The sequence below is a fragment of the Comamonas aquatilis genome (assembly GCF_965139575.1).
In the GTDB taxonomy this organism is placed as follows: domain Bacteria; phylum Pseudomonadota; class Gammaproteobacteria; order Burkholderiales; family Burkholderiaceae_C; genus Comamonas; species Comamonas aquatilis.
In genome coordinates this window covers 85,532-110,238 of sequence record NZ_CBCSIW010000010.1, presented here as the reverse complement: position 1 = coordinate 110,238, position 24,707 = coordinate 85,532, and the positions used below count along the sequence as shown (strand labels likewise).

The 24,707-nt window shown below is 61.4% G+C and carries 24 protein-coding genes and 1 tRNA gene; 10 read left to right on the top strand and 15 right to left on the bottom strand.

Annotated elements, in window-relative coordinates:
* Positions 1–188 precede the first annotated feature (188 nt).
* The 3 genes from ACNAZA_RS13570 to ACNAZA_RS13560 form a co-directional block, all read right to left on the bottom strand.
* Positions 189–1,085, bottom strand: a complete 897-nt coding sequence (locus ACNAZA_RS13570; RefSeq protein ID WP_415797084.1) for a rolling circle replication-associated protein — start codon at positions 1,083–1,085, stop codon at positions 189–191.
* A 67-nt stretch (positions 1,086–1,152) separates the two neighbouring features.
* Positions 1,153–1,629, bottom strand: coding sequence for a hypothetical protein (locus ACNAZA_RS13565; RefSeq protein WP_415797083.1), 477 nt, complete (start codon positions 1,627–1,629; stop codon positions 1,153–1,155).
* A complete protein-coding gene (locus tag ACNAZA_RS13560) occupies positions 1,626–2,135 on the bottom strand; it encodes a VC1465 family Xer recombination activation factor (protein ID WP_415797082.1) in 510 nt (169 codons plus the stop codon). The genes ACNAZA_RS13565 and ACNAZA_RS13560 overlap by 4 nt, the downstream gene beginning before the upstream one ends.
* Between ACNAZA_RS13560 and ACNAZA_RS13555 the strand changes: the two genes are divergently transcribed.
* The 3 genes from ACNAZA_RS13555 (at position 2,103) to gloA (ending at position 3,108) form a co-directional block, all read left to right on the top strand.
* Complete coding sequence (locus tag ACNAZA_RS13555; protein ID WP_415797107.1) at positions 2,103–2,225, top strand: hypothetical protein; 123 nt, start codon at positions 2,103–2,105, stop codon at positions 2,223–2,225. The two genes, ACNAZA_RS13560 and ACNAZA_RS13555, sit on opposite strands and share 33 nt — an antisense overlap.
* 98 nt (positions 2,226–2,323) lie before the next feature.
* The gene (locus tag ACNAZA_RS13550) at positions 2,324–2,476 is read left to right on the top strand and encodes a helix-turn-helix domain-containing protein (RefSeq protein ID WP_415797081.1); all 153 of its coding nucleotides are present in this window, start codon (positions 2,324–2,326) and stop codon (positions 2,474–2,476) included.
* 215 nt (positions 2,477–2,691) lie between these two features.
* Positions 2,692–3,108, top strand: a complete 417-nt coding sequence (gloA, locus tag ACNAZA_RS13545; RefSeq protein WP_415797105.1) for a lactoylglutathione lyase — start codon at positions 2,692–2,694, stop codon at positions 3,106–3,108.
* Between the two features lie 81 nt (positions 3,109–3,189).
* On the opposite strand, the gene ACNAZA_RS13540 is transcribed toward gloA, so the two are convergent.
* The 7 genes from ACNAZA_RS13540 to ACNAZA_RS13510 form a co-directional block, all read right to left on the bottom strand.
* Entirely contained in the window at positions 3,190–3,723 is a 534-nt protein-coding gene (locus ACNAZA_RS13540) for an OmpA family protein (protein WP_415797080.1), read from the bottom strand.
* A gap of 242 nt (positions 3,724–3,965) precedes the next feature.
* On the bottom strand, positions 3,966–4,778 hold the full coding sequence (locus ACNAZA_RS13535) for an anti-sigma factor (RefSeq protein WP_415797079.1): 813 nt from the start codon (positions 4,776–4,778) through the stop codon (positions 3,966–3,968).
* 18 nt (positions 4,779–4,796) lie between these two features.
* Positions 4,797–5,372, bottom strand: coding sequence for an RNA polymerase sigma factor (locus tag ACNAZA_RS13530; RefSeq protein WP_415797078.1), 576 nt, complete (start codon positions 5,370–5,372; stop codon positions 4,797–4,799).
* 267 nt (positions 5,373–5,639) lie between these two features.
* Positions 5,640–7,109 (bottom strand): efflux transporter outer membrane subunit, encoded by a 1,470-nt coding sequence (locus ACNAZA_RS13525; protein ID WP_415797077.1) that lies wholly within the window; start codon positions 7,107–7,109, stop codon positions 5,640–5,642.
* 14 nt (positions 7,110–7,123) lie between these two features.
* A complete protein-coding gene (locus ACNAZA_RS13520; RefSeq protein WP_415797076.1) occupies positions 7,124–10,366 on the bottom strand; it encodes an efflux RND transporter permease subunit in 3,243 nt (1,080 codons plus the stop codon).
* A 26-nt stretch (positions 10,367–10,392) separates the two neighbouring features.
* Positions 10,393–11,670, bottom strand: a complete 1,278-nt coding sequence (locus tag ACNAZA_RS13515) for an efflux RND transporter periplasmic adaptor subunit (RefSeq protein WP_415797075.1) — start codon at positions 11,668–11,670, stop codon at positions 10,393–10,395.
* Positions 11,671–11,881: 211 nt separating this feature from the next.
* A complete protein-coding gene (locus tag ACNAZA_RS13510; RefSeq protein ID WP_415797074.1) occupies positions 11,882–12,712 on the bottom strand; it encodes an alpha/beta hydrolase in 831 nt (276 codons plus the stop codon).
* Between the two features lie 176 nt (positions 12,713–12,888).
* Between ACNAZA_RS13510 and ACNAZA_RS13505 the strand changes: the two genes are divergently transcribed.
* Positions 12,889–13,830 (top strand): LysR family transcriptional regulator, encoded by a 942-nt coding sequence (locus ACNAZA_RS13505; protein ID WP_415797073.1) that lies wholly within the window; start codon positions 12,889–12,891, stop codon positions 13,828–13,830.
* Positions 13,831–13,971: 141 nt separating this feature from the next.
* Here ACNAZA_RS13505 and ACNAZA_RS13500 read toward each other — a convergent pair.
* Positions 13,972–14,048: transfer RNA gene (locus ACNAZA_RS13500), tRNA-Val, on the bottom strand.
* 195 nt (positions 14,049–14,243) lie between these two features.
* Here ACNAZA_RS13500 and ACNAZA_RS13495 point away from each other — a divergent pair.
* From ACNAZA_RS13495 to ACNAZA_RS13485, 3 genes are all read left to right on the top strand, one after another.
* Positions 14,244–15,182, top strand: a complete 939-nt coding sequence (locus ACNAZA_RS13495; RefSeq protein ID WP_415797072.1) for a Dyp-type peroxidase — start codon at positions 14,244–14,246, stop codon at positions 15,180–15,182.
* 174 nt (positions 15,183–15,356) lie between these two features.
* Positions 15,357–15,962 carry a gamma-glutamylcyclotransferase gene (locus tag ACNAZA_RS13490; RefSeq protein ID WP_415797071.1) on the top strand — a complete coding sequence of 202 codons (606 nt, stop codon included), beginning with the start codon at positions 15,357–15,359 and terminating at the stop codon, positions 15,960–15,962.
* Positions 15,963–16,133: 171 nt separating this feature from the next.
* Positions 16,134–16,745 (top strand): superoxide dismutase family protein, encoded by a 612-nt coding sequence (locus ACNAZA_RS13485; RefSeq protein ID WP_415797070.1) that lies wholly within the window; start codon positions 16,134–16,136, stop codon positions 16,743–16,745.
* Positions 16,746–16,801: 56 nt separating this feature from the next.
* On the opposite strand, the gene ACNAZA_RS13480 is transcribed toward ACNAZA_RS13485, so the two are convergent.
* Positions 16,802–17,407 carry a nucleotidyltransferase family protein gene (locus tag ACNAZA_RS13480; RefSeq protein ID WP_415797069.1) on the bottom strand — a complete coding sequence of 202 codons (606 nt, stop codon included), beginning with the start codon at positions 17,405–17,407 and terminating at the stop codon, positions 16,802–16,804.
* Between the two features lie 61 nt (positions 17,408–17,468).
* Here ACNAZA_RS13480 and pdxH point away from each other — a divergent pair, with 61 nt between their 5' ends.
* The gene (gene pdxH / locus ACNAZA_RS13475; protein WP_415797068.1) at positions 17,469–18,116 is read left to right on the top strand and encodes a pyridoxamine 5'-phosphate oxidase; all 648 of its coding nucleotides are present in this window, start codon (positions 17,469–17,471) and stop codon (positions 18,114–18,116) included.
* Between the two features lie 363 nt (positions 18,117–18,479).
* Positions 18,480–19,565 carry a tyrosine-type recombinase/integrase gene (locus tag ACNAZA_RS13470; protein ID WP_415797067.1) on the top strand — a complete coding sequence of 362 codons (1,086 nt, stop codon included), beginning with the start codon at positions 18,480–18,482 and terminating at the stop codon, positions 19,563–19,565.
* A gap of 153 nt (positions 19,566–19,718) precedes the next feature.
* Here ACNAZA_RS13470 and ACNAZA_RS13465 read toward each other — a convergent pair whose 3' ends face one another.
* From ACNAZA_RS13465 to msrA, 3 genes are all read right to left on the bottom strand, one after another.
* On the bottom strand, positions 19,719–21,818 hold the full coding sequence (locus tag ACNAZA_RS13465; protein WP_415797066.1) for a TonB-dependent receptor domain-containing protein: 2,100 nt from the start codon (positions 21,816–21,818) through the stop codon (positions 19,719–19,721).
* Between the two features lie 234 nt (positions 21,819–22,052).
* Positions 22,053–22,427 (bottom strand): hypothetical protein, encoded by a 375-nt coding sequence (locus ACNAZA_RS13460; protein ID WP_415797104.1) that lies wholly within the window; start codon positions 22,425–22,427, stop codon positions 22,053–22,055.
* Positions 22,428–22,682: 255 nt separating this feature from the next.
* Positions 22,683–23,231, bottom strand: a complete 549-nt coding sequence (msrA, locus tag ACNAZA_RS13455) for a peptide-methionine (S)-S-oxide reductase MsrA (RefSeq protein ID WP_415797065.1) — start codon at positions 23,229–23,231, stop codon at positions 22,683–22,685.
* Between the two features lie 213 nt (positions 23,232–23,444).
* On the opposite strand from msrA, the gene ACNAZA_RS13450 reads away from it, so the two are divergent.
* Entirely contained in the window at positions 23,445–24,707 is a 1,263-nt protein-coding gene (locus ACNAZA_RS13450; RefSeq protein WP_415797064.1) for an efflux RND transporter periplasmic adaptor subunit, read from the top strand.

Below are 24,707 nucleotides of genomic sequence, written 5' to 3'. Positions count from 1 at the left end.
TTCATCTGCGAGTAAATGAACCCTATTTATCCCCGGCTGAGGATTTATTTGCAGAGTTTTCTGTTTATCAGGACGCGATCAATCTTTCCGGTCATTTAACGGAAGTATTCGCGGCGATCACCAGTGATTAATTGAAGCCTGTAAGGTTTCGCTTCGCTACATCAGGGGCTACGCCCCCGATACCCCCATCAGGCCCAATAAGCGCTGCTGGAGGCCTCAGCCCAAGAGGGTTCCCGCATGGGGATGTTGGTATCAAGAATGAACCAGCAGGCATCCTTGAAGTGGCTTAGCCGGACACTCAGCTGCTCTGAGCACTGGTAACCGACGGAGTCCAGGTCATCGAACACGGCCTGTAGCACGTCAGGCATGTTCCAACCTACAAAGCGGATGCGCTGAGGCTTGGGCACAGATAGGCCCTTGCTAGAGGAGAACCGGTTGCTCCAGGCGTCTCCATCCGCAAAGGCCTTGGTCATGTACTTCGACAGGTACGCGGCGATGCGGGATGGTGCACGCATGCGCTTGCTAGCTTGCAAGTCCACATTGCCGCCCAGTTCACCAACGACGGCATGCCATACGGAGCGTATGACGCTGTAGCTTTTGACCTTGACGCCACGGGAATGCTCGAGCATGCGCGGAACCCGATGCACGGCCATGTGTACGTGCCAAGCCCCACGGGCTTGGCGTTCATACGCAGCGACGTAAAACCAGCCAGGAATCAGGCGAGCCATACGACGGTTGAACTCTTTGACATGACGCTTAAGCAGGCTCCAGTCGGTCATGTTTTGCTGGTAGGTGAGCGTGAGCAGGGTATCCACACCGGCAGCCTTGCACAGGTGCCGTACACGGGTTTTGGCCCGCTTGGCTGCACGTTCCAGGTTGGCTTGATGCCGCTCTTCAGCGTTGGCCTCACGTGCCTCTAGATACTGTTGATAGGCCTCTTCGGTCAACTCGCCTGCATGGTGCCAAGTCACCAGTTCCCGAACAGTGCACTCGACATGGCCATTGCCAAGAGGGCGACGAACAAGTTCGTATCCACCGCCAGAGGTGCTAACAAGGCGATCACGCCCCACAATCCGTTCCATCATTCTTGTCCTTTCATGGCCTCAGGAGTGTTGGTAGCACTCGCTGGGGCTTTCTTTTGGGGTGCGCAGTTCATCGCACAGGGGTCTTGCTCAGGGCCTTCTTCATGGCTTTGCGCTGTGCAGGAGGCATGGCCTCTATCTCGGCCTTGGTGATGGTTTGAACCTCACCTGCCAAGTAGTTGAAGTAGGGGTCTGCTAGCTTGTCTGCGATCGTTCCTGCAGGCCCTGTGAGTGCTTCACCTATATCGCTGTTGCCTAGATCAACCCCCTTACGCTCAGCCAACGCCTGAAGACGCCACACAATGCCACAGAGCATGTATTCCAGGAACATTCCACGATCATGGTAAGCGGACCCATCAGCGTGAAGAATGGAGCCAGGAATCAAGTGATCATCAGGGTGGTCAGACTGCACATCAGCCGCAAAGTCATGCTTGAGAGCATGCATGCGGGCACCTGCGTAAGCACCGAACACCTCAGTTTCAATCTCTTGGAGTGTGATCCAGTTGATGCAGTCCTCGCGGGTACGAACAGGCTCGAGTACGTTCATTGCTTATCCTTTTTTGCGTTGAACAGGGGTTGGTAGTGGTAGCTCAAACGGGGCTGCAAGCCGTATCCAGCAATGCTTTGCTCCGTGTATGTTCTAAAGTGTCTATGAGATAAATCTAGGGCCGGCGCTTCGCGCCGTCCCACGGACACGTCCGTGGGACGAGGCTCTACGCTCCCGGCCACGCGGTCAGCGCCCGCTGCCCCCATGGCCGTGCGCGCTGCGCCTTCGACCCCCAAGCGTTGCCGTAGACGGTCGTTCACACGCGCTCTCATAAGGAGCAGGCCCCACCAGCTGCTGTCCTTACCCTCAAACGAGCGACCTTCAGGCGAAATCAGCTTGCCACCGTAGAAGCACCAGCCTTGCCACGCCTGGCCAGGCAGCTCCATGCGGTTGAGCAGGCGCAGCAGTCTGTACGCTGAATACGGGATGTCGTGTTTGCCGGATTCCCAGTTATGTACAGTCCTGGTCGACACATGAAGAAACTGCGCGCAGCCATGCAGATCCATACCGAGGCTTCGGTACATGGCACGGAAGTTCTGAGCAAGCTGGGCGCGGGTATCACGGTCGTGACGCCTCTGTCCGAACTTCTTCTTTAGTAGATACGATGTATATTATGTTAAATTGCATGCTACGACGATTGATGCGCACTGGCTCTGCCGCGACTTTGGCAATCTAGGCTTGTCGAACCAATGTGATGTACAGAGCACCATCACAAGCCAACCTCCCCCATCTCCTCACTCTCCTGAACGACGTTCACGGCAACATTGACCAAGTGGCTAGACACTTGGGAATTTCACCGGCAACGCTTCGCAAGTACAAAGTTAGGAGTCCACCTGGGGGCGCATGACTGCCGATGCTGTGGCCTTCAATCACACCGCCGCCCATGCAGCGCGAGCATCAGCCTACAAGCGCGAGAATCTGCGACTTATCGAGCAAAGCTTGAAAAGCAGCTGGCCGAGCAACCCGGCAGCGCAGCCAATTCCCCGATTTTCAGGATCGGTTGACTGGCAATGTACTTCTGCCTCGTCAGCAACGATGTGGGGAGGCTGGCACAATCAAGGCATGAGATTTCTTCACACCATGCTGCGCGTTGGCAATCTCCAGCGCTCTATTGATTTTTACACCCAGGTACTTGGTATGACGTTGCTGCGCACGTCAGAAAACCAAGAGTACCAATACTCGCTGGCCTTCTTGGGATTTGATGGCGGTAATCCGGCACAGGCTGAAATCGAGCTGACCTATAACTGGGGCACAGAAAGCTATGACATGGGCACGGCTTATGGGCATATCGCCCTGGGCGTACCCGACGCTTATGCTGCTTGCGACAAGATCAAGGCTGCAGGCGGCAATGTGACACGCGAGGCAGGCCCAGTCAAAGGAGGCTCCACGGTGATCGCTTTTGTGACGGATCCAGATGGTTACAAGATTGAGCTGATTGAACGCCGCGATGATCACGGTCAAGGCACGGGCCTGCGCTGATTCAGACAGCTGAATGACACAACAAAAAACCCGATGGCAGCAAATGCGCCCTCGGGTTTTTTGTTGGAAAAAGCGTGTAGATCAGTCGACCAGAATCACCTCGACACGGCGAGCTTCTGCATTGCTGCCGCTGGCTTGCAATTCTTCTGGCTTTTTCAGCTCCACCTTGTCTTCGGCCACGCCCAGAGCAATCAGTGCAATCTGCACGGCTTGAGCGCGTTGTTTGGCCAGTTCGGCGTTGATTTCAGCGCCGCCCGTGGCGTCATGGAAACCAGAGACCATCGCACGCTTGCCGGCTTGAACGCCCTTGACGATATCTGCCAGGGCCACATTGCCACCTTCGGCCACTTCAGCTTTACCAGATGCAAAGTAAAACTTCACCACGCCGTTTTCAACGATGACGCTGGCAACATCTGCCTGCACGATGACAGGAACATTGGTGGCATTGCCTGCAGGCATCTGGGCGCTGGCGCCGGAAGTTGCAGGCGCATGGGCGATGCCGCGCTTGTAGACCACGGTTCCCACCACGGCGGAAACGACCAGGGCAATCAGGGCAAACAGAAAACCCAGGGCAAAGCGTGTTTGGCTGTCGTCGTCAGAGCTGCTAAAAGACATGTAAGAAATCTCCGTTGTTTCCGAGAGTGTTGAAATGCATTGTTTTGCTGCAATGCAATATGCGTTTGCAACAAAAACAGGCATTGTATGGTGTTGTCTTTACAAGCGGTGTTTTTGCACTCGCCAAAGCTTGCCTGATCTCAGTTCTCCAACAGTGAGGCTTGCGCTTTGCGGGCCTGAGATTTCTTGCACATGAAAGGCCGCGCTACCTCACAGAGTGAGGGAAACGCAAGCCGGCAATCCTAAAGATCGCGCCGGATCAAAGCGCCTTTGAAAAGAACCGGCCCGGTAGGCCCTGTCTCGCTGGGAACCCCTCCTTTGGGCTCCAGGCTTATGGCCAAGGCCGGTACGGCCTCCACCTGCGATGCTCCTGCAGTCAGCTTGAGCAATTTTTCCTGTCCTAGAACGCCCAGAGAGCGCGGCCCGCCTTGTGGCGGCAAGGCCCATAGCTGCAGCGATTTATCCTGTCCTTCCTGGAAGTTGCCCACGCGTTGCAGTACCAGGCTGTTGTGTGCGGGGTCAAAGGTGACCAGCATGGACGCATCGGATTTTGCGTCCGCCAGCACGGCCACATACTGAATTTGCGGCGCGGAAGCAAGCGCGGCCTGGGCCGTCTGCACCTCGGTGCGCAGCTGAGCCAACTGAGCGCCGGCTTCTTGCTTGATGTTCTGGTTTGACCATAGCCCAATGGCAAGCACAGTCGCGCTGGCACAAGCTCCCACAATTGCAGCGCCGCGCCACCATGCAAGAGCAGAGCGGATGGAAGCGAGCTCCACTTTCGTCGTGCTCTCAGGCGCCGGTTGTGCAGCCGCCCTGCTCTTTTCCGTCTGCAGCAGATTGTTGATGCGAATCCAGACGGCAGCATCGGGGGTATGCGGCGTCTGCAATTCAGGCAATGCCGACCAGCGTCCTTGCCACAGCAAGGCCGCCGCGCGCACTCGGGGGTTCTCACGCGCCAGGGTTTCAAAACGGCGTCGTGCTCCGCCTCTCAAGGTGCCAAGCGCGTATGAGGCCGCAAGGCGATCCAGCAGTTGAGGGTGTTGGCCGAGGTTCATGATGCTTGCTTCGGCAATTTACACATAGCGCGCCATGCATTGGCGCAGCTGTTCCAGCCCGCGCCGGATCCAGGTCTTCACCGTTCCCAGTGGCAGCTGCAGCTGCACAGCCAGCTCGCTGTGGCTCAAGTCGCGCAAATAAGAAAGACTGACCAGCTCACGCTGGCGCTGCTCCAGCCGCTGCAAGCACTGCTGCAGCACCAGGGCCTGCTCGCTGGCTTCTGCAAGTTGCTGCGGTCCCTGCTCTCCCAAATCTGCAAGCGATGTCTGCATTTCGTCAAAGTCTTCATGCAGATGCAGGCGCTCAGCCCGGCGGCGGCGCAGAAAGTCCAGCGACCTGCTGCGCACTACCAGCCCCAACCACGCCAGAGGCGGGCTGAGCGAGGCCCGATAGTCACCGGCACCCCGCCAGACATGAAGATAGCTTTCCTGCAGCACGTCTTCGGCCCAATCCTTGTGTCCCAGAATGCGCAGCGCGAGTCCATACAGCCGGGACGAGGTCAAGTCGTACAGGCACTTGAGCGCAAGCTCCTCATGCGCGGCGATTCGGTCCAGAAGTTCCATCAGCTCTTGATCCAGTTGGGGTGCGCTCATGCCCCATTGTGAAAGACAAGCTTGCTTTGTAGCCAGCTCTTTTGTATTGATGGCAAGTCATGCCTTGCCATCGCTTATCAGTGAATACGCAGGCAATCAGCCATTGGATGCGGTTTGAAGAATAAAAATCATCAAAATTTGCATCTGCTGTCTTTTCGTCTGCGTCGTGAACGAGTCGGGCACCGGCTCCAACTGCCCGGCATGCACTGGCTTGCTGATATTTTTCAACTTGCTGTGTGTGCCTGGCCTTGGTCTAACGCCTTGGGGTCAGTGCTGTGCAGCGGCAAATTTCTGCGGCAGGGTTGCCCCTGCCAATGGCATCGTTTCCCAGCCGCCGCCCAGCGCGCGGATCAGCGCCACGGTGGCTGTGTATTGCGCCGTGCGCACCTGCAGCGCCTGGCGGCGGTTGCGCAGCTCGCTGCGGCGGGCGTCCAGCAGCTCCAGCTGACTGACCATGCCGTTGCGGTAGCGCGAGTCCGACAGTTGCGTTGCACGTACGGCAGACTGCACGGCGCGGCCCTGGGCTTGGGCTTGGCCGTCCAGCAGGCGCAATGCGCTCAACTGATCCTCCACTTCGCGAAACGCCGTGAGCACCTGACCACGATGGGCCGCCATGGCAGCATCCATCCGCGCGCGGGCACCCTCCTCTTGCGCTGCGCGTCGACCGCCGTCGAAGATCGGCAGCGACAGCAGAGCGCCTATGCCCCAAGACCGTGCCGACCACTTGAGCAGGTCGCCCAGCTCGGGCGATGCGTAGCCACCGTTGCCCGTCAGCGTGACGGCCGGGAACCACGCCGCCTGCGCCACGCCCACACGTGCTTGCGCGGCCATTACAGCCGCCTGCGCGGCTGATACGTCGGGCCGGCGCGCCAGTACGGTGCCGGGCACGCCCGCAGGAATCACCGGCAGCGTCGCCTCGCCCGCAGCGGGCGCTACGGTAAAGCCCGTGGACACCTCGCCCACCAGCACGGCCAGTGCGTGGGTCAGCAGGGCCTGCTGGCGCTGCAGCGCCAGGGCGTCGGATTCGGTAGAGGCCACCTCGGTCTGCACGCGGGCCACGTCCAGCTCGGCCACATCACCCGCCTGAAAGCGGCGCTCGGTCAGGCGCAGCGTGCTTTGATAGGCCTGCAGACCTTCATCTACCAAGGCGCGTTCGGCTTGCACAGCGCGTAGCTGCAAATAGGTCTGCGCCACGTCGGCCTGTGTCATGAGCAGTGTGCTCTGCAACAAGGCCTTGCGCGCCTGGGCATCGAGCTGGGCCGCCATACTGGCTTGCGACAGGCGGCCGAACAGGTCGAGCTCGTACGACACATTCAAGCCGGCTGTAGCCAGCGTGGCGGGCGTGGTGCCGTTGGCGGTGTTGGTTCCCACCTGGCGCGCCACACCGGTGGACACGCCTATCTGCGGAGCGCGGTTGGCATCAGCCGATCGCAGCAGTGCCCTAGCCTCTGCCAGCCGTGCTGCAGCCTCTTGCACGGTGGTGTTGCCGTCGCCGGCCCGCTGCACCAGATCGTTCAGCACCGGGTCGCGAAAGCCCAACCACCACGCGCCGCGCGGCTGAGCCTCGGCAGGAGCTGCCGTAGTCCATGACACGGTGTCAGCGGCTTCACTGAAAGCGGCAGGCACAGGCACACCGGCATGCTCCGGAACCGCCGGAATACTCATGCAGCCAGCCAAGGCCAGAGCCGCAGCCAGCGGCACCAGGCGTGCGATAGAGGGAGGAAAAAATAGCGTCATTGAAAAACTCCGTCTCATTCGTGCTGCCCGCGCGGTGCAGCAATCACAGGGTAGGCTGAGGCACCGTGACCCGCGCCCTGGTCTTCATCGCCCAGCGGCGCTGTGCGGCTGCCGTGCTGCTGCAGTGGGCGGTTGCCGGCCATGCGGCGCAGCACCACATAGAACACCGGGGTGAGGAACAGGCCGAAGGCCGTCACGCCAATCATTCCGGCGAACACCGCCACGCCCATGGCGCTGCGCATCTCGGCGCCGGCACCGGTGGACAGCACCAGGGGCAGCACACCCATCACGAAAGCCAGCGAGGTCATGAGAATCGGGCGCAGGCGCAGGCGGCTGGCCTCGATGGCGGCCTGCACGGGCGTGCGGCCGGCAAATTCCAGTTCGCGGGCAAACTCCACGATCAGGATGGCGTTCTTGGCCGATAGCCCCACCAACACGATGAGTCCGATCTGCGTGAACACGTTGTTGTCGCCCCCGCTGAGCCACACGCCCGTCATGGCGGCCAAGAGGCCCATGGGCACGATCAGAATGATGGCGATCGGCAGTGTCAGGCTTTCGTACTGCGCGGCCAGCACCAGGAACACCAACAGGATGGCTATGGGGAAGACCAGCACGGCGGAATTGCTGGCCAGAATTTCCTGGTAGGTCAGCTCGGTCCATTCGAAACCAATGCCCTGCGGCAGGGTTTCGGCGGCGATGCGTTCGATGGCCGCCTGGGCCTGGCCCGAGGAGAAGCCGGGCGCGGGCCCGCCGTTCACATCGGCAGCCAGAAAGCCGTTGTAGCGCATGGCACGCTCGGGCCCAAAGCTGGGCTCTATCTTCATCAGCGCCGACAGCGGCACCATTTCGCCCGTGGTGGAGCGCACCTTGAGCAGGCCCACATCTTCGGCACGCGCCCGGTAGGCGGCATCGGCCTGGACGCGCACGCTGTAAGTGCGGCCAAACTGGTTGAAGTCGTTGGCGTACAGGCTGCCCAGGTAGATCTGCAGCGTCTCGAAGATGTCGGTCACGGGCACACCGAGTTGGCGCGCCTTGGTACGGTCGATGGCCGCATAGAGCTGGGGCACGTTGACCTGCCAGCTGGTGAACAGACCGGCCAGCTCGGGCGTCTGGTAGGCCTTGGCCATGAAGGCCTTCACGGCCGCATCCATGGCGTCATAGCCCAACGAAGCGCGGTCCTCGATCTGCAGCTTGAAGCCGCCGGTCGTGCCCAGGCCCGCCACGGGGGGCGGTGGGAACATGGCGATGAAAGCTTCCTGAATGCTGCCAAAGGCCTGGTTGAGCTGGCCAGCGATGGCGCCACCGCTCTGGTCGGCGAGCGTGCGCTCGGCAAAGGGCTTGAGCGTGACAAACACGATGCCCGAGTTGGAGCTGTTGGTGAAGCCGTTGATTGAAAGGCCCGGGAAGGCAATGGCGTCTTCCACATTGGGGTTGGTCTTGACGATCTCGCCCATGCGGCGGATCACGTCTTCGGTGCGGTCCAGCGTGGCGCCGTCAGGCAGTTGCGCAAAGCCCACCAGGTACTGCTTGTCCTGCGCCGGCACAAAGCCACCGGGAACGATCTTGAACAGACCCCAGGTGGCGGCGACCAGCGCAGCGTAGATCACCAGCATCAAGGCCTTGCGGCCGATGACCCGCTTGACGCCGCCGCTGTAGGCCTCCGAGCCACGGTGGAACAGGCTGTTGAAGCGGCGGAAGAACCCGCCCAGCACCTTGTCCATGCCGCGCGTCAGCGCGTCCTTGGGCTCGTGGTGGCCACGGAGCAAGAGCGCCGAGAGCGCAGGCGACAGAGTCAGCGAGTTGATGGCCGAAATCACGGTGGAAATCGCAATCGTCACCGCGAACTGGCGATAGAACTGGCCCGTGAGCCCGCTGATGAAGGCCAGCGGTACGAACACGGCCACCAGCACCAGGGCGATGGCGATGATGGGGCCGGACACTTCGCGCATGGCGCGGTAGGTCGCCTCGCGCGGGCTCAGGCCTGCCTCGATGTTGCGCTCCACGTTCTCCACCACCACGATGGCGTCGTCCACCACGATGCCGATGGCCAGCACCAGGCCAAACAAACTCAACGCATTGATGGAAAAACCCAGCAGGTGCAGCACGGCGAACGTGCCCACCACCGACACCGGCACGGCCAGCAGCGGAATGATGGAGGCGCGCCAGGTCTGCAGGAACAGGATCACCACGATCACCACCAGGGCCACGGCCTCCAGCAGCGTCTGGATCACGGACTTGATCGACGCACGCACGAACTGCGTAGGGTCGTAGGCGATGCGAAACTCCACGCCTTCGGGCATGTTTTTCTGCAGCTCGGCCATGGTGGAGCGCACATTGGCCGAAATGTCCAGTGCGTTGGAGCCTGGTGCCTGGAACACGCCCATGCCCACGGCCGGGTCGTTGTTGAGCAGCGAGCGCAGCGAATAGTCGGCTGCACCCAGCTCCAGACGGGCCACGTCGCGCAGGCGTGTCACCGCGCCGTCGGCTCCGGTCTTGACGATGATGTCGCCAAATTCTTCTTCGGTCTGCAGACGCCCTTGTGCGTTGATGGACAGTTGCATGTCCACACCCTTCAAGCTGGGCGACTGGCCCACCACGCCGGCTGCGGCCTGTACGTTCTGGCCGCGAATGGCGGCCACCACATCGGCGGCAGAGAGGCCGCGCTGCGCCACCTTCTGGGGATCCAGCCAGGCGCGCATGGAATAGTCGCCACCACCGAAGATCTGCACCTGACCCACGCCCTGGATGCGCGCCAGGCGGTCCTTGACGTTCAGCACGGCGTAGTTGCGCAGGTAGTCGATGTCATAGCGGCCGTTGGGCGAAACCATGTGCACGACCATGGTCAGGTCGGGCGCACTTTTCACCGTGGTGATGCCCAGGCGGCGAACTTCTTCTGGCAGGCGTGGCTCGGCCTGGGAGACGCGGTTTTGCACCAGCTGCTGTGCCTTGTCGGGGTCGGTACCCAGGGCAAAGGTGACGGTCAGCGTCATCACGCCGTCGGTCGTGGCCTGGCTGCCCATGTAGAGCATGCCTTCCACACCGTTGATGGATTCCTCCAGCGGCGTAGCCACGGTTTCGGCGATCACCTTGGGGTTGGCTCCGGGATAGGTGGCGCGCACCACCACGGAGGGCGGCGCGACTTCAGGGTATTCAGAGATTGGCAGCGCGCGCAGGGCGATCAGACCACTCAGGAAGATGAGCACCGACAACACCCCGGCAAAAATGGGGCGGTCGATGAAAAAGCGGGAAAGGTTCATGTTCTTGTCTTTCTGGCGGTCGGTGCTCAGGCCGCGGGCTGCGTGGCAGCAGACGGCTTGTCGCCGGCTTGGGCTTGTGCGGCTTCACCTGTCAGTAGTTCGGCCTTGGCGCTCATGGGTACGTTCTGTGGGGCGATCACGGCACCGGGGCGCACGCGCTGCAGTCCGTTGACGACGATGCGCTCTCCCGCCTTGAGGCCCGAGGTGACGACGCGCAGGCCATTGACCGGCGCACCCAGCTGTACTTCGCGGTACTCGGCCTTGTCGCCTTCGCCCACGACCATGACGAATTTCTTGTTCTGGTCCGTGCCCACGGCGCGTTCGTTGATCAGCACGGCCGAAGTGCTCTGGGCCTGGCCCATGCGGATGCGCGCAAACTGGCCGGGCATGAGGGCGCCGTCCGTGTTGTCAAACACGGCGCGTACCCGCACCGTGCCGCTCTTGGCGTCCACCTGGTTGTCGATAAGCTGCAGGTGACCGGTGTACGGTGTGCTCCCAGCCGTGCCCGTGCCCATCTGCACGGGGATGCGTTCTATGAGGGCCCTGGCGCCCTGGGCACTCTTGCCGCTATCCAGGCCGTCGAATGCGCGTGCCACCACCTGCTCGTCGGTGTCAAAGCTGGCGTAGATGGGACTCACTGAAACCAATGTGGTCAGCACGGGGGCGCTGGCGCCGGCATCGACCAGATTGCCCAGGGTCACTTCGATGCGACCCACACGACCGGCCACGGGAGCACGAACCTGGGTGTAGGAGAGGTTCAGGCGTGCCGTCTGCAGCGCTGCCTGGGCGGCGCGCAGATTGGCGTCGGCTTCGCGCTGGGCGTTCACGCGCTCGTCCCGCTCGCGCTGGGCAATGGCGCGCTCGTCCCATAGGCGAGTGGCACGCTCCATGTCGCTGCGCGTGTACGACACGCGGGCCTGGGCGGCGACGACCTGGGCATCGGCACGCTCCACCTCAGCGGCGTAAGGTGCAGGGTCCACGGTGAACAACAGGTCTCCCTGCTTCACCAGTGCGCCTTCGCGAAAGTGCACGGCCTGCACGGCACCGGCCACGCGCGGACGGATGTCCACACGCTGCACAGCTTCAAGCCGACCCGAAAACTCGTCCCATAGGGCTACATCCTGCTGCACCACGGCGGCTACGGACACGGGAATGGCCGGCGATGCGGCATGGGCGGGCGCCTCGGCGTGCGAGGTTTGCAAGCCCAGGGCTGCGCCTCCGGCGGCAACCACCACAGTGGCTGCGCCAACGGCCGTCCACCAACGGCGCGAGGAAGAGGAAACGGTGGAAAGAGGTGCGTTCATGGCGATTCTTTAGAGGTGGTGCGCCCTGCCCTGGGGCAGGATGCGGAAAATCCAGGCAAAGCGGTGCCCTCCGGCCGATCACACCGGAAAAAACCGAACAACAAGGGAGCCCGCACCGGCAGGCGCTGGTCAGGGGTAGGCAGTGTTCAACCTAAAGCAAACTTGAGGTCAAGCACCTGCAGCAAACAGGGGATTCAGGGCTTGCGGCCCTTCAAGGGGGTGGGCGACATCGTGTGGCCTCGAAGAAGTGACGGATCTGCGCCTGTACTTCATCCGCACAAGGGCAGGCAGTCGCACCGGGCTGCAGCAGCGCTTCGGGCCATTGCTCCGCCTGGTTGAACACATGACGGGTCACCGACAGGCCAGCGGCTTCAAGCCGGGCCGCATAGGCCAGGGCTTCGTCGTGCATGGGGTCCTCGCTGCCAACCATGACCAGGCTGGGCGGCAGGCCTGCCAGGCGCTGGGCGGCACCGGGCACGGCATAAGGGTGTTCGGCGTCGCGGGTGCAGCTCAAGAATTTGAACCAGCCGTCGGCCCACTTGCAGACCGTGGCCGTGCCCGTTGCCGCCCGCAGCGAGGCCGTGCCCACACAGGGATCGAGCATGGGCGAGAGCAAAATCTGCCCGGCCAGCGGTGGGTGAGATTGGTCGCGCGCCATCAGGGCTACGCCGGCGGCCAGGTTGCCACCAGCCTCCTCGCCCGCCAGGTAGACCAGAGCGCCGTGACCGGCCAGCCGCGTGCGTTGCTTGTAGGCCCACTGCAGCACGGCATAGCTGGTTTCCAGCGGCTGGGGAAAAGGAGAAAGCGGGTAAGCCACGGAGACCACACGCGCGCCAGCCGCCTCGAGCAAGCTGGCCACGGCGGAGCCGTTGTCCAGGTCGCCCGAGACAAAGGCTCCGCCGTGGAAATGCACGACCAGGGGGTGTACCTGGCCCGCCGGCTTCTTGCCGTAGACACGCACAGCCACCTCCTGCCCGGCCACTTTGATAGAGGAGTCGGTGCAGATGGATGATGGCGACGAGGCAGCAGGTGTAGTGGACATGGTGTTGGGAACCGGACAGGACAGAACCGGATGATGGCAAATGTAGCGGGACAGTTGGCAACGATAAACCGGGCAATCGCCACCGCAGTGTTTCCAATTACCGAACAATCGCACAGGGACTACGTGTGAGAATTCTTCTGCCCCTGACTGGGGCAGAGAAGGAAAAGGGAGAGTCCATGGACCAGATCCAGGCCATGCGCCTGTTTGCGCGGGTGGTCGAAGCCGGCACGTTCACGCGCGCGGCTGATTCGCTGCAGTTGCCCAAGGGCACGGTAACCAAACACATCCAGGCCCTGGAGGCCCGTCTGCGCGTGAAGCTGCTCAACCGCACCACCCGCCGGGTCACGGTCACGGCCGACGGCGCGGCCTACTACGACCGCGTCGTGCGCCTGCTGGCCGATTTCGACGACATGGAAGCCAGCCTCAGCCAGGCACGTGCCACACCGCGCGGACGCCTGCGCGTGGATGTGGGCACCTCCATGGCTCGTCTGCTCATCATTCCGCACCTGGCCGAATTTCAGGCGCGCTACCCCGACATCCAGCTGGACCTGGGCGTGAGCGATCGCACCGTGGACCTGATTGGTGACAATGTGGATTGCGTCATCCGCGGCGGCGAGTTGGCAGATCAATCTTTGGTTGCTCGGCGCATCGGCAATCTGGAATTCGTCACTGTGGCCTCACCAAGCTACCTTGCCCACCACGGTACGCCACTGCATCCACTGGAGTTGGAGCGAGGCCACCGCAACATCATTTATTTTTCGCCCGTGTCCATGCGCCGCTATCCGCTGGAATTTCACCTTGACGGCGAGGTGCTGGAGATTGGCAGCCCGGCCCAACTGGCCGTGAACGAAGCCAATGCCTATGTGGCGGCCTTGGTCGCAGGCCAAGGCGTGGGCCAGATCACCACTTTTCAGGCCCATGAGCACCTAGCGCGTGGTGAGCTGGTGCAGCTGCTGCCCGAATGGGGCCAGCCCCTGCTGCCTGTTTACGTGGTCTACCCGCCCAACCGTCACCTCAGTGCCAAGGTGCGGGCCTTTGTGGATTGGGCGGCCGAGCTGTTCGTGCAACACCCTCACCTGCAACGCACAGCCCCTGATGTGCGGGCTCTGGCCAACTGATTGGGGGGCCGCAGCCGTGACACCTGTTTGAGCCGCAATGTCCGGTACTGTTTGCTGTAGCAGTTGCGTGGCCCGGAAACAAAAATGCCCGCTTGTTAGCGGGCATTTTTGCTGCAAGCACTGGTTTTGCTTGCTTTTATTTGGTAGGCGCGATTGGACTCGAACCAACGACCCCCACCATGTCAAGGTGGTGCTCTAACCAGCTGAGCTACGCGCCTGTCGTTTGTTGAAGCCGCAAGTATAGCAGCGCAAAAACCGTGTTTTCCCAAAATGCGGCATTTTTCTGAAAAAGAGAGCCGCTTATGCATTTTCCCAGGGCCAGGCCGCCATTTCACGCCTGCCCTGCTGTCGGCGTGAAGCCCTTTGCAGCGCAGTAGACTGATCACACCCCAACGACTAACTGCATGCACACAATGAATCTGTCTCAAGCAGGCATTCTGGCCCCCCTTCCCAGCAGCGGCCGCTATATTTTCTTTTCGATTGCTGGCGATGCACAGGCCTTGCGCAGCGCACTGGCACGCTTGCAAACCATGGTGGACGGCCGTTCCGCTGTAGTCGGCATGGGTCCTCAGCTGATAGCTGCGCTGGGCTGTGAAATTTCATGTCTGCGCGAGTTCCCTGCGCTGCAGGGCAAGGAATTTTCAACCCCCAGCACTCCAGAGGCGCTTTGCATCTGGCTGCGCGGCCCCGGCCGAGGTGAGGTGCTCACGCAAACCCGTGAGCTGGTCAAGGCCCTACGCCCTGCTTTTGCCGTCAGGCATATCGTTGACAGCTTTTTGCATCAACTGGGTGAAAGCGGCCACGGCCGTGACCTGACCGGCTACGAAGACGGCACCGAGAACCCTCAGGACGAGGATGCCTCGGCTGCTGCCCTGTGCGCCGATTTAAGCGATGGGCTCAATGGCGGCAGTTGCTGGGTGCTTCAAAAGTGGGAGCATGACTTTTCCACGTTCGAACGCATGGCTACGCATGAGCAGGACAACGCCATGGGTCGCCGCCGCAGCGACAACGAAGAGCTGGAAGATGCTCCCGAGTCCGCTCACGTCAAGCGCACCGCCCAGGAAGATTTTGAGCCCGAAGCGTTTCTGGTGCGCCGCTCCATGCCCTGGTGGAGCGTCAGCCCGCAAGCTGAAGATCATTGCGGTCTGATGTTTTCCGCCTTTGGCCATCGTTTCGATGCCTTTGAAGCGCAAATGCGACGCATGCTCGGGCTGGACGACGGCATCAGCGACGCCCTGTTCAAGTTCTCCAAGCCTTTGACCGGCTGCTATCTGTGGTGCCCACCCATGCGCGACGGCAAACTGGATTTGCGCCAACTGGGTGAGCTCGCAGCAGCTACCAGCGCGGGCTAAAAGAAACCGGAAAGCTTCCTCGCGCGAGATTGGCTGAGGGTGGATGGCTGTTGCTTTTGCACAAACATTCCGCCCGCTGTGCACCACAGGCGCAGGGCTGCGTTATACAAGACAGCAGTGCAGCACGAAGTTGCACTTTTGTAGCTACCCAGCCTTTCCGTGTGGGAGTTTTCGATGTCAGCCCTGCCCTTTCCCTCTCTTTTCTGCGCGCATGACCGTGATGCCACGCCCATGCTGGAACACACCATGTCGCAATGGGGGGGCTCAGAAGATTTATGGGTGTTTGGCTACGGCTCGCTGATCTGGCGCCCGGATTTTGCCTTTAGCGAACGGCGTACAGCCCATGTCCATGGCTGGCATCGTGCTCTCAAAATGTGGAGCACCATCAACCGCGGCACTCCGCAGTGCCCGGGCCTGGTGTTTGGCATGCTCTCGGGCGGAAGCTGCCATGGCATGGCTTTCCGGGTCGCGCAAACCGATGCACCCGCCGTGCTCAAGCAGCTATGGCAGCGCGAAATGCCCAATGCAGTCTATGACCCGCGCTGGCTGCCTTGCAAGACCGCCCATGGCACGGTGAAAGCCTTGGCTTTCACACTGTCGCGGCAAAGCCCGCATCACACGGGCGAGTTGCCACCCGAAGAGTACCGGCGCATCTTTGCCCAGGCCCAGGGCATTTATGGCACGACGCGCGACTATGCCCAGGCGACCTTTGATGAGCTGCAGCGCATGGGCATTCGTGACAAGGCCTTGCAAAAGTTGCTGAGCTACGCAGCAAACTGATGCCTGAGCCAAGCCATTGTGCGCTATGGTATTGGGAGCCACCTGCGTTTCCATGGATTGGCTTTTCCACTAGTTTTCTCTCTGCAAGCTATATCAACCATGCGCTAGCCGCTCTGCTTTCGTGAGTGGCATATGCAGCGCGTGGCAGCTGCTCTACACAAGGACGACAAGATGAAAGACTCACCAGCCCTGCAGCCCGTCTGGCTTGCCCTGGCCGTTGCAGCCACGCTGGCGCTGGGCGCCTGCTCCACTTCCGCGCCCTCTTCCTCCGGCGCTTCTGCAGCGCCAGGGGCGGCCGCAAGCAGCGGCTATGCCAAGGCGGCAGGGATCCAGTCGATTGCACGCCTGGAAGCCACCAAGGGCAGCACCGTCAGCGGCGTGATTCAGTTCTTCCCGCAGACCGACGGCAGCGTGCGCGTGCAAGGCAGTGTCTCGGGCCTGGCACCCAATACCGAGCACGGATTTCACATCCATGAAAAAGGCGATTGCTCCAGCGGCGACGGTCTAAGTGCCTTGGGTCACTTCAACCCCGCTCAACAGGCACATGGCAAGGCCGGCAGCACCGGCGCACACCATGTGGGCGACTTGCCCAGCCTGGTAGCAGATACCCAAGGCGTGGCCAAGGTGGATTTTGTGAGCCGCGCCTTCACTCTGGACCGCGAAAGCAATGGCGTGCTGGGCCGCAGCCTGATTGTGCACAACGACCCTGACGACTACACCACCCAGCCCACTGGCAACTCAGGCGCTCGCCTGGCCTGTGCCGTGATCCAGCGCGGCGCCTGATTTTCAAACGGGCATCAAGCACAAGGGCTGATATTTCAGCCCTTTTTTATGGACATCTATCTGCTCGCCAGCTGGCGCTCACGCCAGATCTTGCGGGCTTGTTCCAGGGCTGTCACGGTATCCACATCCAGAACGACACCCACATCATCCACTGCCAGGGCATGCCAGCCACCAACGGCACGGACTTGTTGGACGATGGCGGAGGCTCCCTGATCGCCGCTCAAGCCCATCAAGGCGTCGGCTGCGGCCTGGGAAAAAGCCACGGGATGGCCTTTTTGGCCCTGATACAGGGGCTGAACCACCGCCAAGCCACCGCTGCCGGCTTGCTGCAAGGTGTGGGCAACGGCTTGCAAGGTGGCTGGCAGCACCAGGGGAAGATCGGCCGGCAGGATCATCCAGCCGCCCCTGGCTTTTGCGCCCTGCGTGGCACGCACGGCGGCGGCAATGCTGTCACCCATGCCCGGATGCGGGCCGCGCTCCAGATGCCACGGCAATCCGCTAGCCTGTACTGCCGCCAATGTGGCATCGAGCACGGTGCTATTGCCCAGCGTGGCCGCCAGTTTGTGGGTGCTGCCGCCAGAGGCGAGAAAGCGCTCTCCCCTGCCTGCCGCAAGAATCAGCACACAGGGAAGGTCTTTGGAGAAAGTGATGTGAGAACTCATGGCAATGATGTCTTGTGCCTGAACATGAACGTGGCGCGACAGTCGCGGCACAATGCCAAGCATGAGCAGCTTATCTTCTTCCATCGCCGATCTGCGCAAAAGCTATGAGCGCGCCGAACTCAGCGAATCCGCCTCCAACGCCGACCCTCTGAAACAGTTTGATCAATGGCTGCAGGAGGCGGTTCAAGCGCAAGTGCCCGAACCCAATGCCATGACGGTGGCCACCGTGAGCGGTGACATGCGCCCCAGCACCCGCATTGTGCTGATCAAAGGCTATGACGAGCGCGGCATCGTCTGGTACACGAATTACGACAGCCGCAAAGGCCAGCAACTGGCAGGTAACCCCTTTGCTGCGCTGCAATTTCACTGGGTGGAGCTGGAGCGCGTGGTGCGCATAGAAGGTCGAGTGGAAAAAGTCAGCGCCGAAGAAAGCGATGCCTACTTTGCCAGCCGGCCGCTGGATTCGCGCATAGGCGCCTGGGCCAGCCCGCAAAGCCAGGTCATCAGCGGCCGTGGCGTGCTGGTGGCCAATGCAGCCAAGTACAGCGCCCAGTTCCTGCTCAAACCACCCCGCCCCGAACATTGGGGCGGCTTTCGCCTGGTGCCGGACCGCTGGGAATTCTGGCAAGGCCGTAAAAGCCGTCTGCATGATCGTCTGTGCTATCGCGAGGAAGACGGGCAATGGCTGCGTGAGCGCCTGGCGCCCTGAGCCACTGATCTGTGGACTCGGAATTTCTAGAAATTTCAGCCCAGTTTTGATGAAAAGCACGGCACAGGGCCGCGCTTTTCATGCTAATGCGTTCATTTGTTTGCCCTTTTCTTGATTACTAGGTGATAAGGCATGAACTGTTTTTTGGAATAAAAATCGATGACATGTAAGTTACATTAAACCAGTTTGAGCACCATCCTTAACAAAAGATGCACGAGGCTATATACCGATAAAACCTCGTAGGAATTTGAATCAGCACATCAACCTACGTGGATGATGCAACCAACCTGAGAACGGGCTCTGCCAACCCTCAGCGTTGATTCAATCAACAAACTCGCAACCCTACTAGCCAAGAACGAATCCATGACAGCAACCCCGCCCTCCACGCTCCCCTCAGGCACCGCTTTGTTTCGCGACTGGCTGGAACATGAGGGCAGCAAAAGCTGGCACGGCCTGGATACCTCCCCCGATGGCAGCTATGAAAAAGTCTGGGCTTCCTGGTTGCAGCAGCTGGCAGGCGAGCTTGCTATCAAAGGCAACCACAATCAAGCCGATGCGGGTCCTGCGCCCTCTCCTCCCATAGCGACTGCTATTAAAAAGCGGAACAGCAAGACGCCAGTCAACCCCAAGCTCTGGCATGAAGCCACAGCAATCGATGTGCAGCACTTTTTGCAACTACGCCAGGGCCAGCGTGCCCTGCACCAACCGGACAGGCAAATCAGCGAAGTCACCCGCAGGCGCTACTGGCGCTTACTTGAACGCATTTACGACCACGCTTGCGAGCATGGCTGGATAGCACACAACCCCGCGCGAGGCATAGAACATTCGGAACGCCCGCCGTCAGAAGATGGCAAAGGTCACTGCCTGCCTGCCCCGCTGTGGAATGCTCTGCCAAGGCATATTCCAGCGGCCGATGGCTACCAAAACGCCAGAGACCGGGCCATCATGCTGCTGCTGTATGAATTAGCGCTGGCCCCCGAGGAAGTACGCGCCCTGCTCTGGCGCGATGTGCAAGATGAAAACAAGCTGCCAATTCGGGGAGCCGAGTCGCCTCAATGGCTGCGCATTGATGGTGCGCGCGCTGCCCAGCAACGCACGCTGGCGATTCCAGAGAACGTGGCCCAGGCCCTGGCCGATTGGCGACGCTTCAGCCACCAGCAGCGCGGGCCTCTCGTGGTCGATGGCGATCACATCGTGTTTTATTCGCGCCGTGGCGGGCCGCTATCGGTGCGCATGCTGTTTCATGTTGCTTCGCAAATCATTCAAAAAGCCCATCAGGCTTTGCCCGAAGACAGCCAGAAGACCCGTCTGTTGCGCGTCGGTCCCCAGGTGTTGCGCAACACCGCCGTGGTGCAGTGGCTTAAAAACGGCAGGCCGGAGCTGGAAGTAGTTGCCCAGATCGGGCTGGAAAGCACCAAAGGCTTGCGCCACCTGCAACACTATTTGTAGCGCGGCAGCTGGCGCAAGCCCGAGGAAGTTTAGAGCGGATAACACCACTCCGCAAATCGAAGATTTGCGTTTGAGATGAGGCACAAAGCCGCAGACAGTACAAAAGTACGTCAAGGCGAAGTAACGACGTATCAAGAGTGGTGTTAGCGGCTTTTAGAAGTCCAGCTTTATGCCCACCGTCAGATTGCGGCCCATCAAGGGAGCTGCCGTCTTGATGAAGGACGTGGCGGCGTAGGCCAGACGGTTGGTCAGATTCTGGCCCTTGACGTAAACGCTCCAGGTGTTGGTTCCGCTCCTGAACTGATAGCTGGCCCCCAGGTTCAGCATTCCGTATCCGGCCGTTTCGCTCTCAAACGCTGCCGTACGGTTCTGGCGCGTCACCTGCACCCATTCGGCCATGCCATCCCAGCCGGCCAAGCGCGTATTGACGCGCAAGCCCCAGCGCTGCGAAGGAATGCGCGGCAAGGCTTCGCCATTGGCCAGGCGGGCACGTACGCCATCGCCAAACACACTCACCGTCCAGCTGGCAGACAGGCGCTGGGAAACCTGGGCTTCCCAGCCCGTAAAGCGCGCATCGCCCTGGGTGTATTGCAGCAGCTGCAGACCTTCGTGGGCATCCAGCGTGGCTCCGTAGATGTAGTCGTTGATACGGTAGTGGTAGGCATTGAGCTTCCACTTGGTATCGCCCGTGGTCTTGGCCAGACCCAGGTCCAGCGCCTGCGAGCGCTCGCGGCTCAGGTTGGCGTTCCCGCGCTCGTAGGTGGCTGTGGCCATGTGCAAGCCATTGGCAAACAGCTCCTCGGCCGTGGGCATGCGGCTGCCCGTGGTCACGGAAGCCGTGGCACTGTAGCCGGGCTGGAACTTCCACACCGTACCCAGCGAGGCCGATGTGGCGCTGTGGCTGCGGCGCTCGTCCGTCAGCTGCGCCTCAACCCTCTGGCGATCATGGCGCAGCGCGGCCTGCAGGCTCCAGTCCTGCCAGCGATACTCTTCAAACAGATACAGGCTGTCGCGCCTGGTGTCCGTGGGCTGCACATAAGCTTCCTCGCCCTGGGCGCTGAAACGGCGGTTCATGGTCTGCAGACCCAAGGTGCCGCGCCAGCCGGCCAGGGGCTCGTGCTCGACCTCCAGGCGCAGATCATGGGCACGGTTCTTGAAACGGGTGGCCACCTGGCCGTCTTCCACTTCATCATGGCGGTAATTGGTAAAGCCGCTGCGCAGGCGCACGGCGGCTACGCCGGCTGCCGGGTTGCGCCATTCGCCGCGCAGATCCCAGCGCTCGCTGGTCAGCTCCACCACCGGCACATCCCCTGCTCCATGGGCTTCAGCGCCGTGGTCATGACCTTCATGCCCGCCTTCCTCGCCGCAATGCAGATGGTCGCCATGGGTATGGCAGCCCTCAAAGCCATGGCTGTGGCCGGGCAGGCCGTAGCGCGCAGTCTGGCGGGTATAGGCCAGGCCCAGATAGCCTTTGTCAGTCACCCAGCTCAGGCCCAGGCTGCCGGTCTGGGTGCGGTTGAAGCTACCTGCTACCTTTTTGTCGCTCCAACCGCTGCCCACGCGGTAGTCACCCGCGTTACGGGCCACGCCTTCGGCATGCAATACCAGGGAACCGGAGCTATCCGCATTGGGCGCAGCGCCGGTCAGCGAAAAAGCCCCCGCCGTCTGGCCGGCCGCCGTGCCTCCCTGCAGCTGGGCCGAGCCTTGCACGCTCTTGTCCGGGCGCGAGGTGGGAATTTTGCCGTCCAGCACATTGACCACGCCGCCCATGGCGCCGGCGCTGTAGAGCAGAGCCGATGGGCCGCGCAGCACTTCCATTTGCGTGGCCAGCATGGGCTCGCTGGTCACTGCATGGTCGGGGCTGACGGTGGAGGCATCAAGCAGCTCGGAGCCGTCGCTGAGAATGGAGACGCGGGCGCCATCCATGCCGCGAATCACGGGGCGGCTGGCGCCTGCGCCAAAGTGGCTGGCATGAATGCCGGGCTCGGCAGCCAGGGTCTCGCCCAGAGTGGCTGCCTGGCGCTGCAGCAATTGCTCTGAATCCAGTACTTGCACAGGCGTGGCCATATCGGCAGCGGGCAAACCGCTGGTGGAGACGGTCACCTCGCTCAGCGTGGCTTCGGCCTCCTTGGCTTGCTGTGCCATGGCGGCAGGAACCATGACCGCGGCGGCCATGCCCAGAACCGCATGGGCACTGCGCGCGCTCAAGGCGCCCGGCTTGGAAAAACGGGTAGAAAAATGGCGCAACTTCATCAAAAACTCCACACAGGCACGGGCATGGACAGGCGCATCGAGCGCATCTGCCCATGCGGCTACGCTTTAGATCAGCGCATCCGGGCCTGAAAATTCAAACAAAACAGGTTGCTAGCGCATGCTGTATATGCGCTACCTGCTATTAATGTGGGAGTGCAAGTAGAGAGAACAAAGCCCGATGGGCTAGCCCTGGAGCTGGCCGGCGCTCACAACGCACCGGCGCACGCCAATCTCTCAAACCTTGCCGTGATGAAGCGGGGGCCCGCGCGCATCAAAAAACGCCAGGATGGCCTGACCCGCCGTGGCCTGGGGCACAAACAGCGGCACGGCCGTACCCGGCACCACGGGCGTGAAGGCCTGCAGGGCGGGCGGCCCGGCATAGCCGTGGTTGTGCTCATCGAGCAGCTGACATTCCGCAGGGCCGTGGCCGGCGAACAGATCGTGAATCCAGCCATAGCCCGATGCGACATGGCTGTCAGTGGCAAATACGGCGGCACTGCCATAGGCATTTCCGACCGAGCTTGCCGTGGAATTCGCAGCCTCGTGCACCACCCGGTGCATCTGCCCCAAAGCCGGCCCCAGCACCAAGGCCAGCGCCAACAAAGCCATCAACCAGCGATTGGCCCAGAATCGCTCGCGCGCGCCCTCTCCCCCACGCGGCAGGCGTGAGTTAGCAGCCATGGGCTGGCTGCGCTGGCAAGCGTGGATGGAAGATTTCAAACCAGCAATCAGGTCGGGATCAGGGGGCCGTATCAGCTCATCGGCTCACACCGACACTTTTGCGGGTGTCGGCACTCTAGGCCAATGATTGAGCAAAGCGCACGAGTGTATAGCGACTTGGGCGCTTGCAAAGACTTCAGCGGCTCAGGTGTTTGGCGCGTTCTTCTGCCAGCGGCCAAAAGCATGCTGAAACTTGCTCACCTTGGGGCCCACCACAAAGGCGCAATAGCCCTGATTGGGATTGTTCGCAAAGTAGTCCTGGTGGTAATCCTCGGCCGGCCAGTAGCTGCTCAAGGGCTGGACTTCGGTGACTATGGGCGCGTCGTATGCGCCCTCTGCCGTCATCTGCGCAATCAGCGCCTTGGCAATCTCGGCTTGTTCGTCGGTGGTGGTGTAGATGCCGCTGCGGTATTGCGTGCCCGCATCGTTGCCCTGACGGTTGAGCGTAGTCGGGTCGTGCGTGCCGAAAAAAATCAGCAGCAGATCGCGCAGACTAATGACGGCAGGGTCGAACTCCAGCTTCACCACTTCGGCGTGACCGGTGCGGCCCGTGCAGATCTGCTCATAACTCGGTTTCGGGGTCTGGCCGTTGGCATAACCGCTTTCCACATCCGTGACTCCGCGCACGCGGTCAAAAACGGCTTCCGTGCACCAAAAGCAGCCACCCGCCAGATAAATCGTTTCTGCAGCCATGCTCACTCCTTGAATCTAAAACTCCCTCAAGGTTAGCGCATACCGGCTGGCCCTGCCGGGCGGATATAAGCCATTCGGCCTACTGGCTAGCACCCTGGTTTTCAACTACCGGAAAAGCTAGCATGGCTGCGCCTTGAAACATCTCAGTACAAGCGACACAGCTAGACTCGTTGCGGCGGCATCACAAGAAATCCAAAAAAGGTTTTACACATTATGAAGCGTTCCGGCCGCTGGGCTCTGGCCCTGGCTTTTGTCGCGGTTTTGGGCTTTGTCGCCTGGCGTGCCGCCAGCCATCAGCAGCAGAAAAAAGCCGCCATGCAGCAGACCACGCAAGCGCGCGAGCTGCCCACCCAGGTGCAGGCCGGCGAGGTGCTTGAGCTGCAGCCGCTGACGCTGAACATCACGGTTCCCGTCAATGGCGTGGTGCAGGCAGTGAACTCGGCCGTGGTCAAGGCCTATGTGGCCGGCCAGTTGCGCGAGTTGCAGGTGCGCGAAGGCGATAGCGTGAAAAAAGGCCAGATCCTGGCCCGCATCGACGCCACCGAGGTGGACGCCCGCTGGCGCCAGGCCCAAAAACAGGCCGATGCCGCCAAGGCCCAGCTGGCCATCGCCCAGCGCCAGCAGGACAACAATCTGGCGCTGGTGGACAAGGGTTTCATCTCCAGAACCGCGCTACTGACCTCGGCCGCCAATCTCGATGGTGCGCAAGCCAACCTCTCCGCCGCCCAGGCCGCAGCTGACGCGGCGCGCAAAAGCGTGACCGACACCGTCATCACCTCGCCCATGGACGGACAGATAGCCCAGCGTTTTGTGCAAGACGGCGAGCGCGTGGGCGTGGAAGCCAAGCTGCTGGAAATCGTGGATGGCCGCCAACTCGAAGTGCAGGTGCAACTGGCGCCGGCAGATTCGGTTTATGTGCAGATCGGCCAGGCCGCCCAGTTGCAGGTGCCAGGTACCAGTAGCGCCAACACGGGCGAAGACGATTTGCAGCCGGTGCAGGCCCAGGTGGCACGCATCAACCCCAGTGCACAGACCGGTTCGCGCACCGTAGCGGCCTATCTGAAAATTTTAGAACTCAAAGCTGATAGCAACAAGCGCACACCCCAATTGCGCCCTGGCCTGTTTTTACAAGGTTTTGTGACCACCGGCCAATCGTTGCAACTGGCTCTGCCTTTGACGGCCGTGCTGACCGACAAGCCCCAGCCCTATGTGCAGCTGCTGCAACGGCAAGCCAGCCAGGATGGTCCGGCCCCGCTGTGGCGCGTGGTGCAGGCACCCGTGGTCCTGGGGCCGCAAACCCCGCATGAAGCCAGCACCTGGGTGCAGATTGTCTCGGGCCTGAGTGCCGGCGACCGGGTATTGGTCGGAGCAACCGGCGGTTTGCGTGAGGGCACGGCGGTGGTGATAGCTGCCAAGGCCGAGCAGAACAGCAAGAGCGGCGCCCAAACTGCACCAGCCGCAACCGGGAGCCAGTGA

Excerpts from the sequence above, each read along its gene's own strand:
- ACNAZA_RS13570 (WP_415797084.1), bottom strand. The coding sequence starts at position 1,085 with ATGATGGAACGGATTGTGGGGCGTGATCGCCTTGTTAGCACCTCTGGC.
- ACNAZA_RS13565 (WP_415797083.1), bottom strand. The coding sequence starts at position 1,629 with ATGAACGTACTCGAGCCTGTTCGTACCCGCGAGGACTGCATCAACTGG.
- ACNAZA_RS13555 (WP_415797107.1), top strand. The coding sequence starts at position 2,103 with ATGAAGAAACTGCGCGCAGCCATGCAGATCCATACCGAGGCTTCGGTA.
- ACNAZA_RS13560 (WP_415797082.1), bottom strand. The coding sequence starts at position 2,135 with ATGGATCTGCATGGCTGCGCGCAGTTTCTTCATGTGTCGACCAGGACT.
- ACNAZA_RS13550 (WP_415797081.1), top strand. The coding sequence starts at position 2,324 with ATGTACAGAGCACCATCACAAGCCAACCTCCCCCATCTCCTCACTCTC.
- gloA (WP_415797105.1), top strand. The coding sequence starts at position 2,692 with ATGAGATTTCTTCACACCATGCTGCGCGTTGGCAATCTCCAGCGCTCT.
- ACNAZA_RS13540 (WP_415797080.1), bottom strand. The coding sequence starts at position 3,723 with ATGTCTTTTAGCAGCTCTGACGACGACAGCCAAACACGCTTTGCCCTG.
- ACNAZA_RS13535 (WP_415797079.1), bottom strand. The coding sequence starts at position 4,778 with ATGAACCTCGGCCAACACCCTCAACTGCTGGATCGCCTTGCGGCCTCA.
- ACNAZA_RS13530 (WP_415797078.1), bottom strand. The coding sequence starts at position 5,372 with ATGAGCGCACCCCAACTGGATCAAGAGCTGATGGAACTTCTGGACCGA.
- ACNAZA_RS13525 (WP_415797077.1), bottom strand. The coding sequence starts at position 7,109 with ATGACGCTATTTTTTCCTCCCTCTATCGCACGCCTGGTGCCGCTGGCT.
- ACNAZA_RS13520 (WP_415797076.1), bottom strand. The coding sequence starts at position 10,366 with ATGAACCTTTCCCGCTTTTTCATCGACCGCCCCATTTTTGCCGGGGTG.
- ACNAZA_RS13515 (WP_415797075.1), bottom strand. The coding sequence starts at position 11,670 with ATGAACGCACCTCTTTCCACCGTTTCCTCTTCCTCGCGCCGTTGGTGG.
- ACNAZA_RS13510 (WP_415797074.1), bottom strand. The coding sequence starts at position 12,712 with ATGTCCACTACACCTGCTGCCTCGTCGCCATCATCCATCTGCACCGAC.
- ACNAZA_RS13505 (WP_415797073.1), top strand. The coding sequence starts at position 12,889 with ATGGACCAGATCCAGGCCATGCGCCTGTTTGCGCGGGTGGTCGAAGCC.
- ACNAZA_RS13495 (WP_415797072.1), top strand. The coding sequence starts at position 14,244 with ATGAATCTGTCTCAAGCAGGCATTCTGGCCCCCCTTCCCAGCAGCGGC.
- ACNAZA_RS13490 (WP_415797071.1), top strand. The coding sequence starts at position 15,357 with ATGTCAGCCCTGCCCTTTCCCTCTCTTTTCTGCGCGCATGACCGTGAT.
- ACNAZA_RS13485 (WP_415797070.1), top strand. The coding sequence starts at position 16,134 with ATGAAAGACTCACCAGCCCTGCAGCCCGTCTGGCTTGCCCTGGCCGTT.
- ACNAZA_RS13480 (WP_415797069.1), bottom strand. The coding sequence starts at position 17,407 with ATGAGTTCTCACATCACTTTCTCCAAAGACCTTCCCTGTGTGCTGATT.
- pdxH (WP_415797068.1), top strand. The coding sequence starts at position 17,469 with ATGAGCAGCTTATCTTCTTCCATCGCCGATCTGCGCAAAAGCTATGAG.
- ACNAZA_RS13470 (WP_415797067.1), top strand. The coding sequence starts at position 18,480 with ATGACAGCAACCCCGCCCTCCACGCTCCCCTCAGGCACCGCTTTGTTT.
- ACNAZA_RS13465 (WP_415797066.1), bottom strand. The coding sequence starts at position 21,818 with ATGAAGTTGCGCCATTTTTCTACCCGTTTTTCCAAGCCGGGCGCCTTG.
- ACNAZA_RS13460 (WP_415797104.1), bottom strand. The coding sequence starts at position 22,427 with ATGGCTTTGTTGGCGCTGGCCTTGGTGCTGGGGCCGGCTTTGGGGCAG.
- msrA (WP_415797065.1), bottom strand. The coding sequence starts at position 23,231 with ATGGCTGCAGAAACGATTTATCTGGCGGGTGGCTGCTTTTGGTGCACG.
- ACNAZA_RS13450 (WP_415797064.1), top strand. The coding sequence starts at position 23,445 with ATGAAGCGTTCCGGCCGCTGGGCTCTGGCCCTGGCTTTTGTCGCGGTT.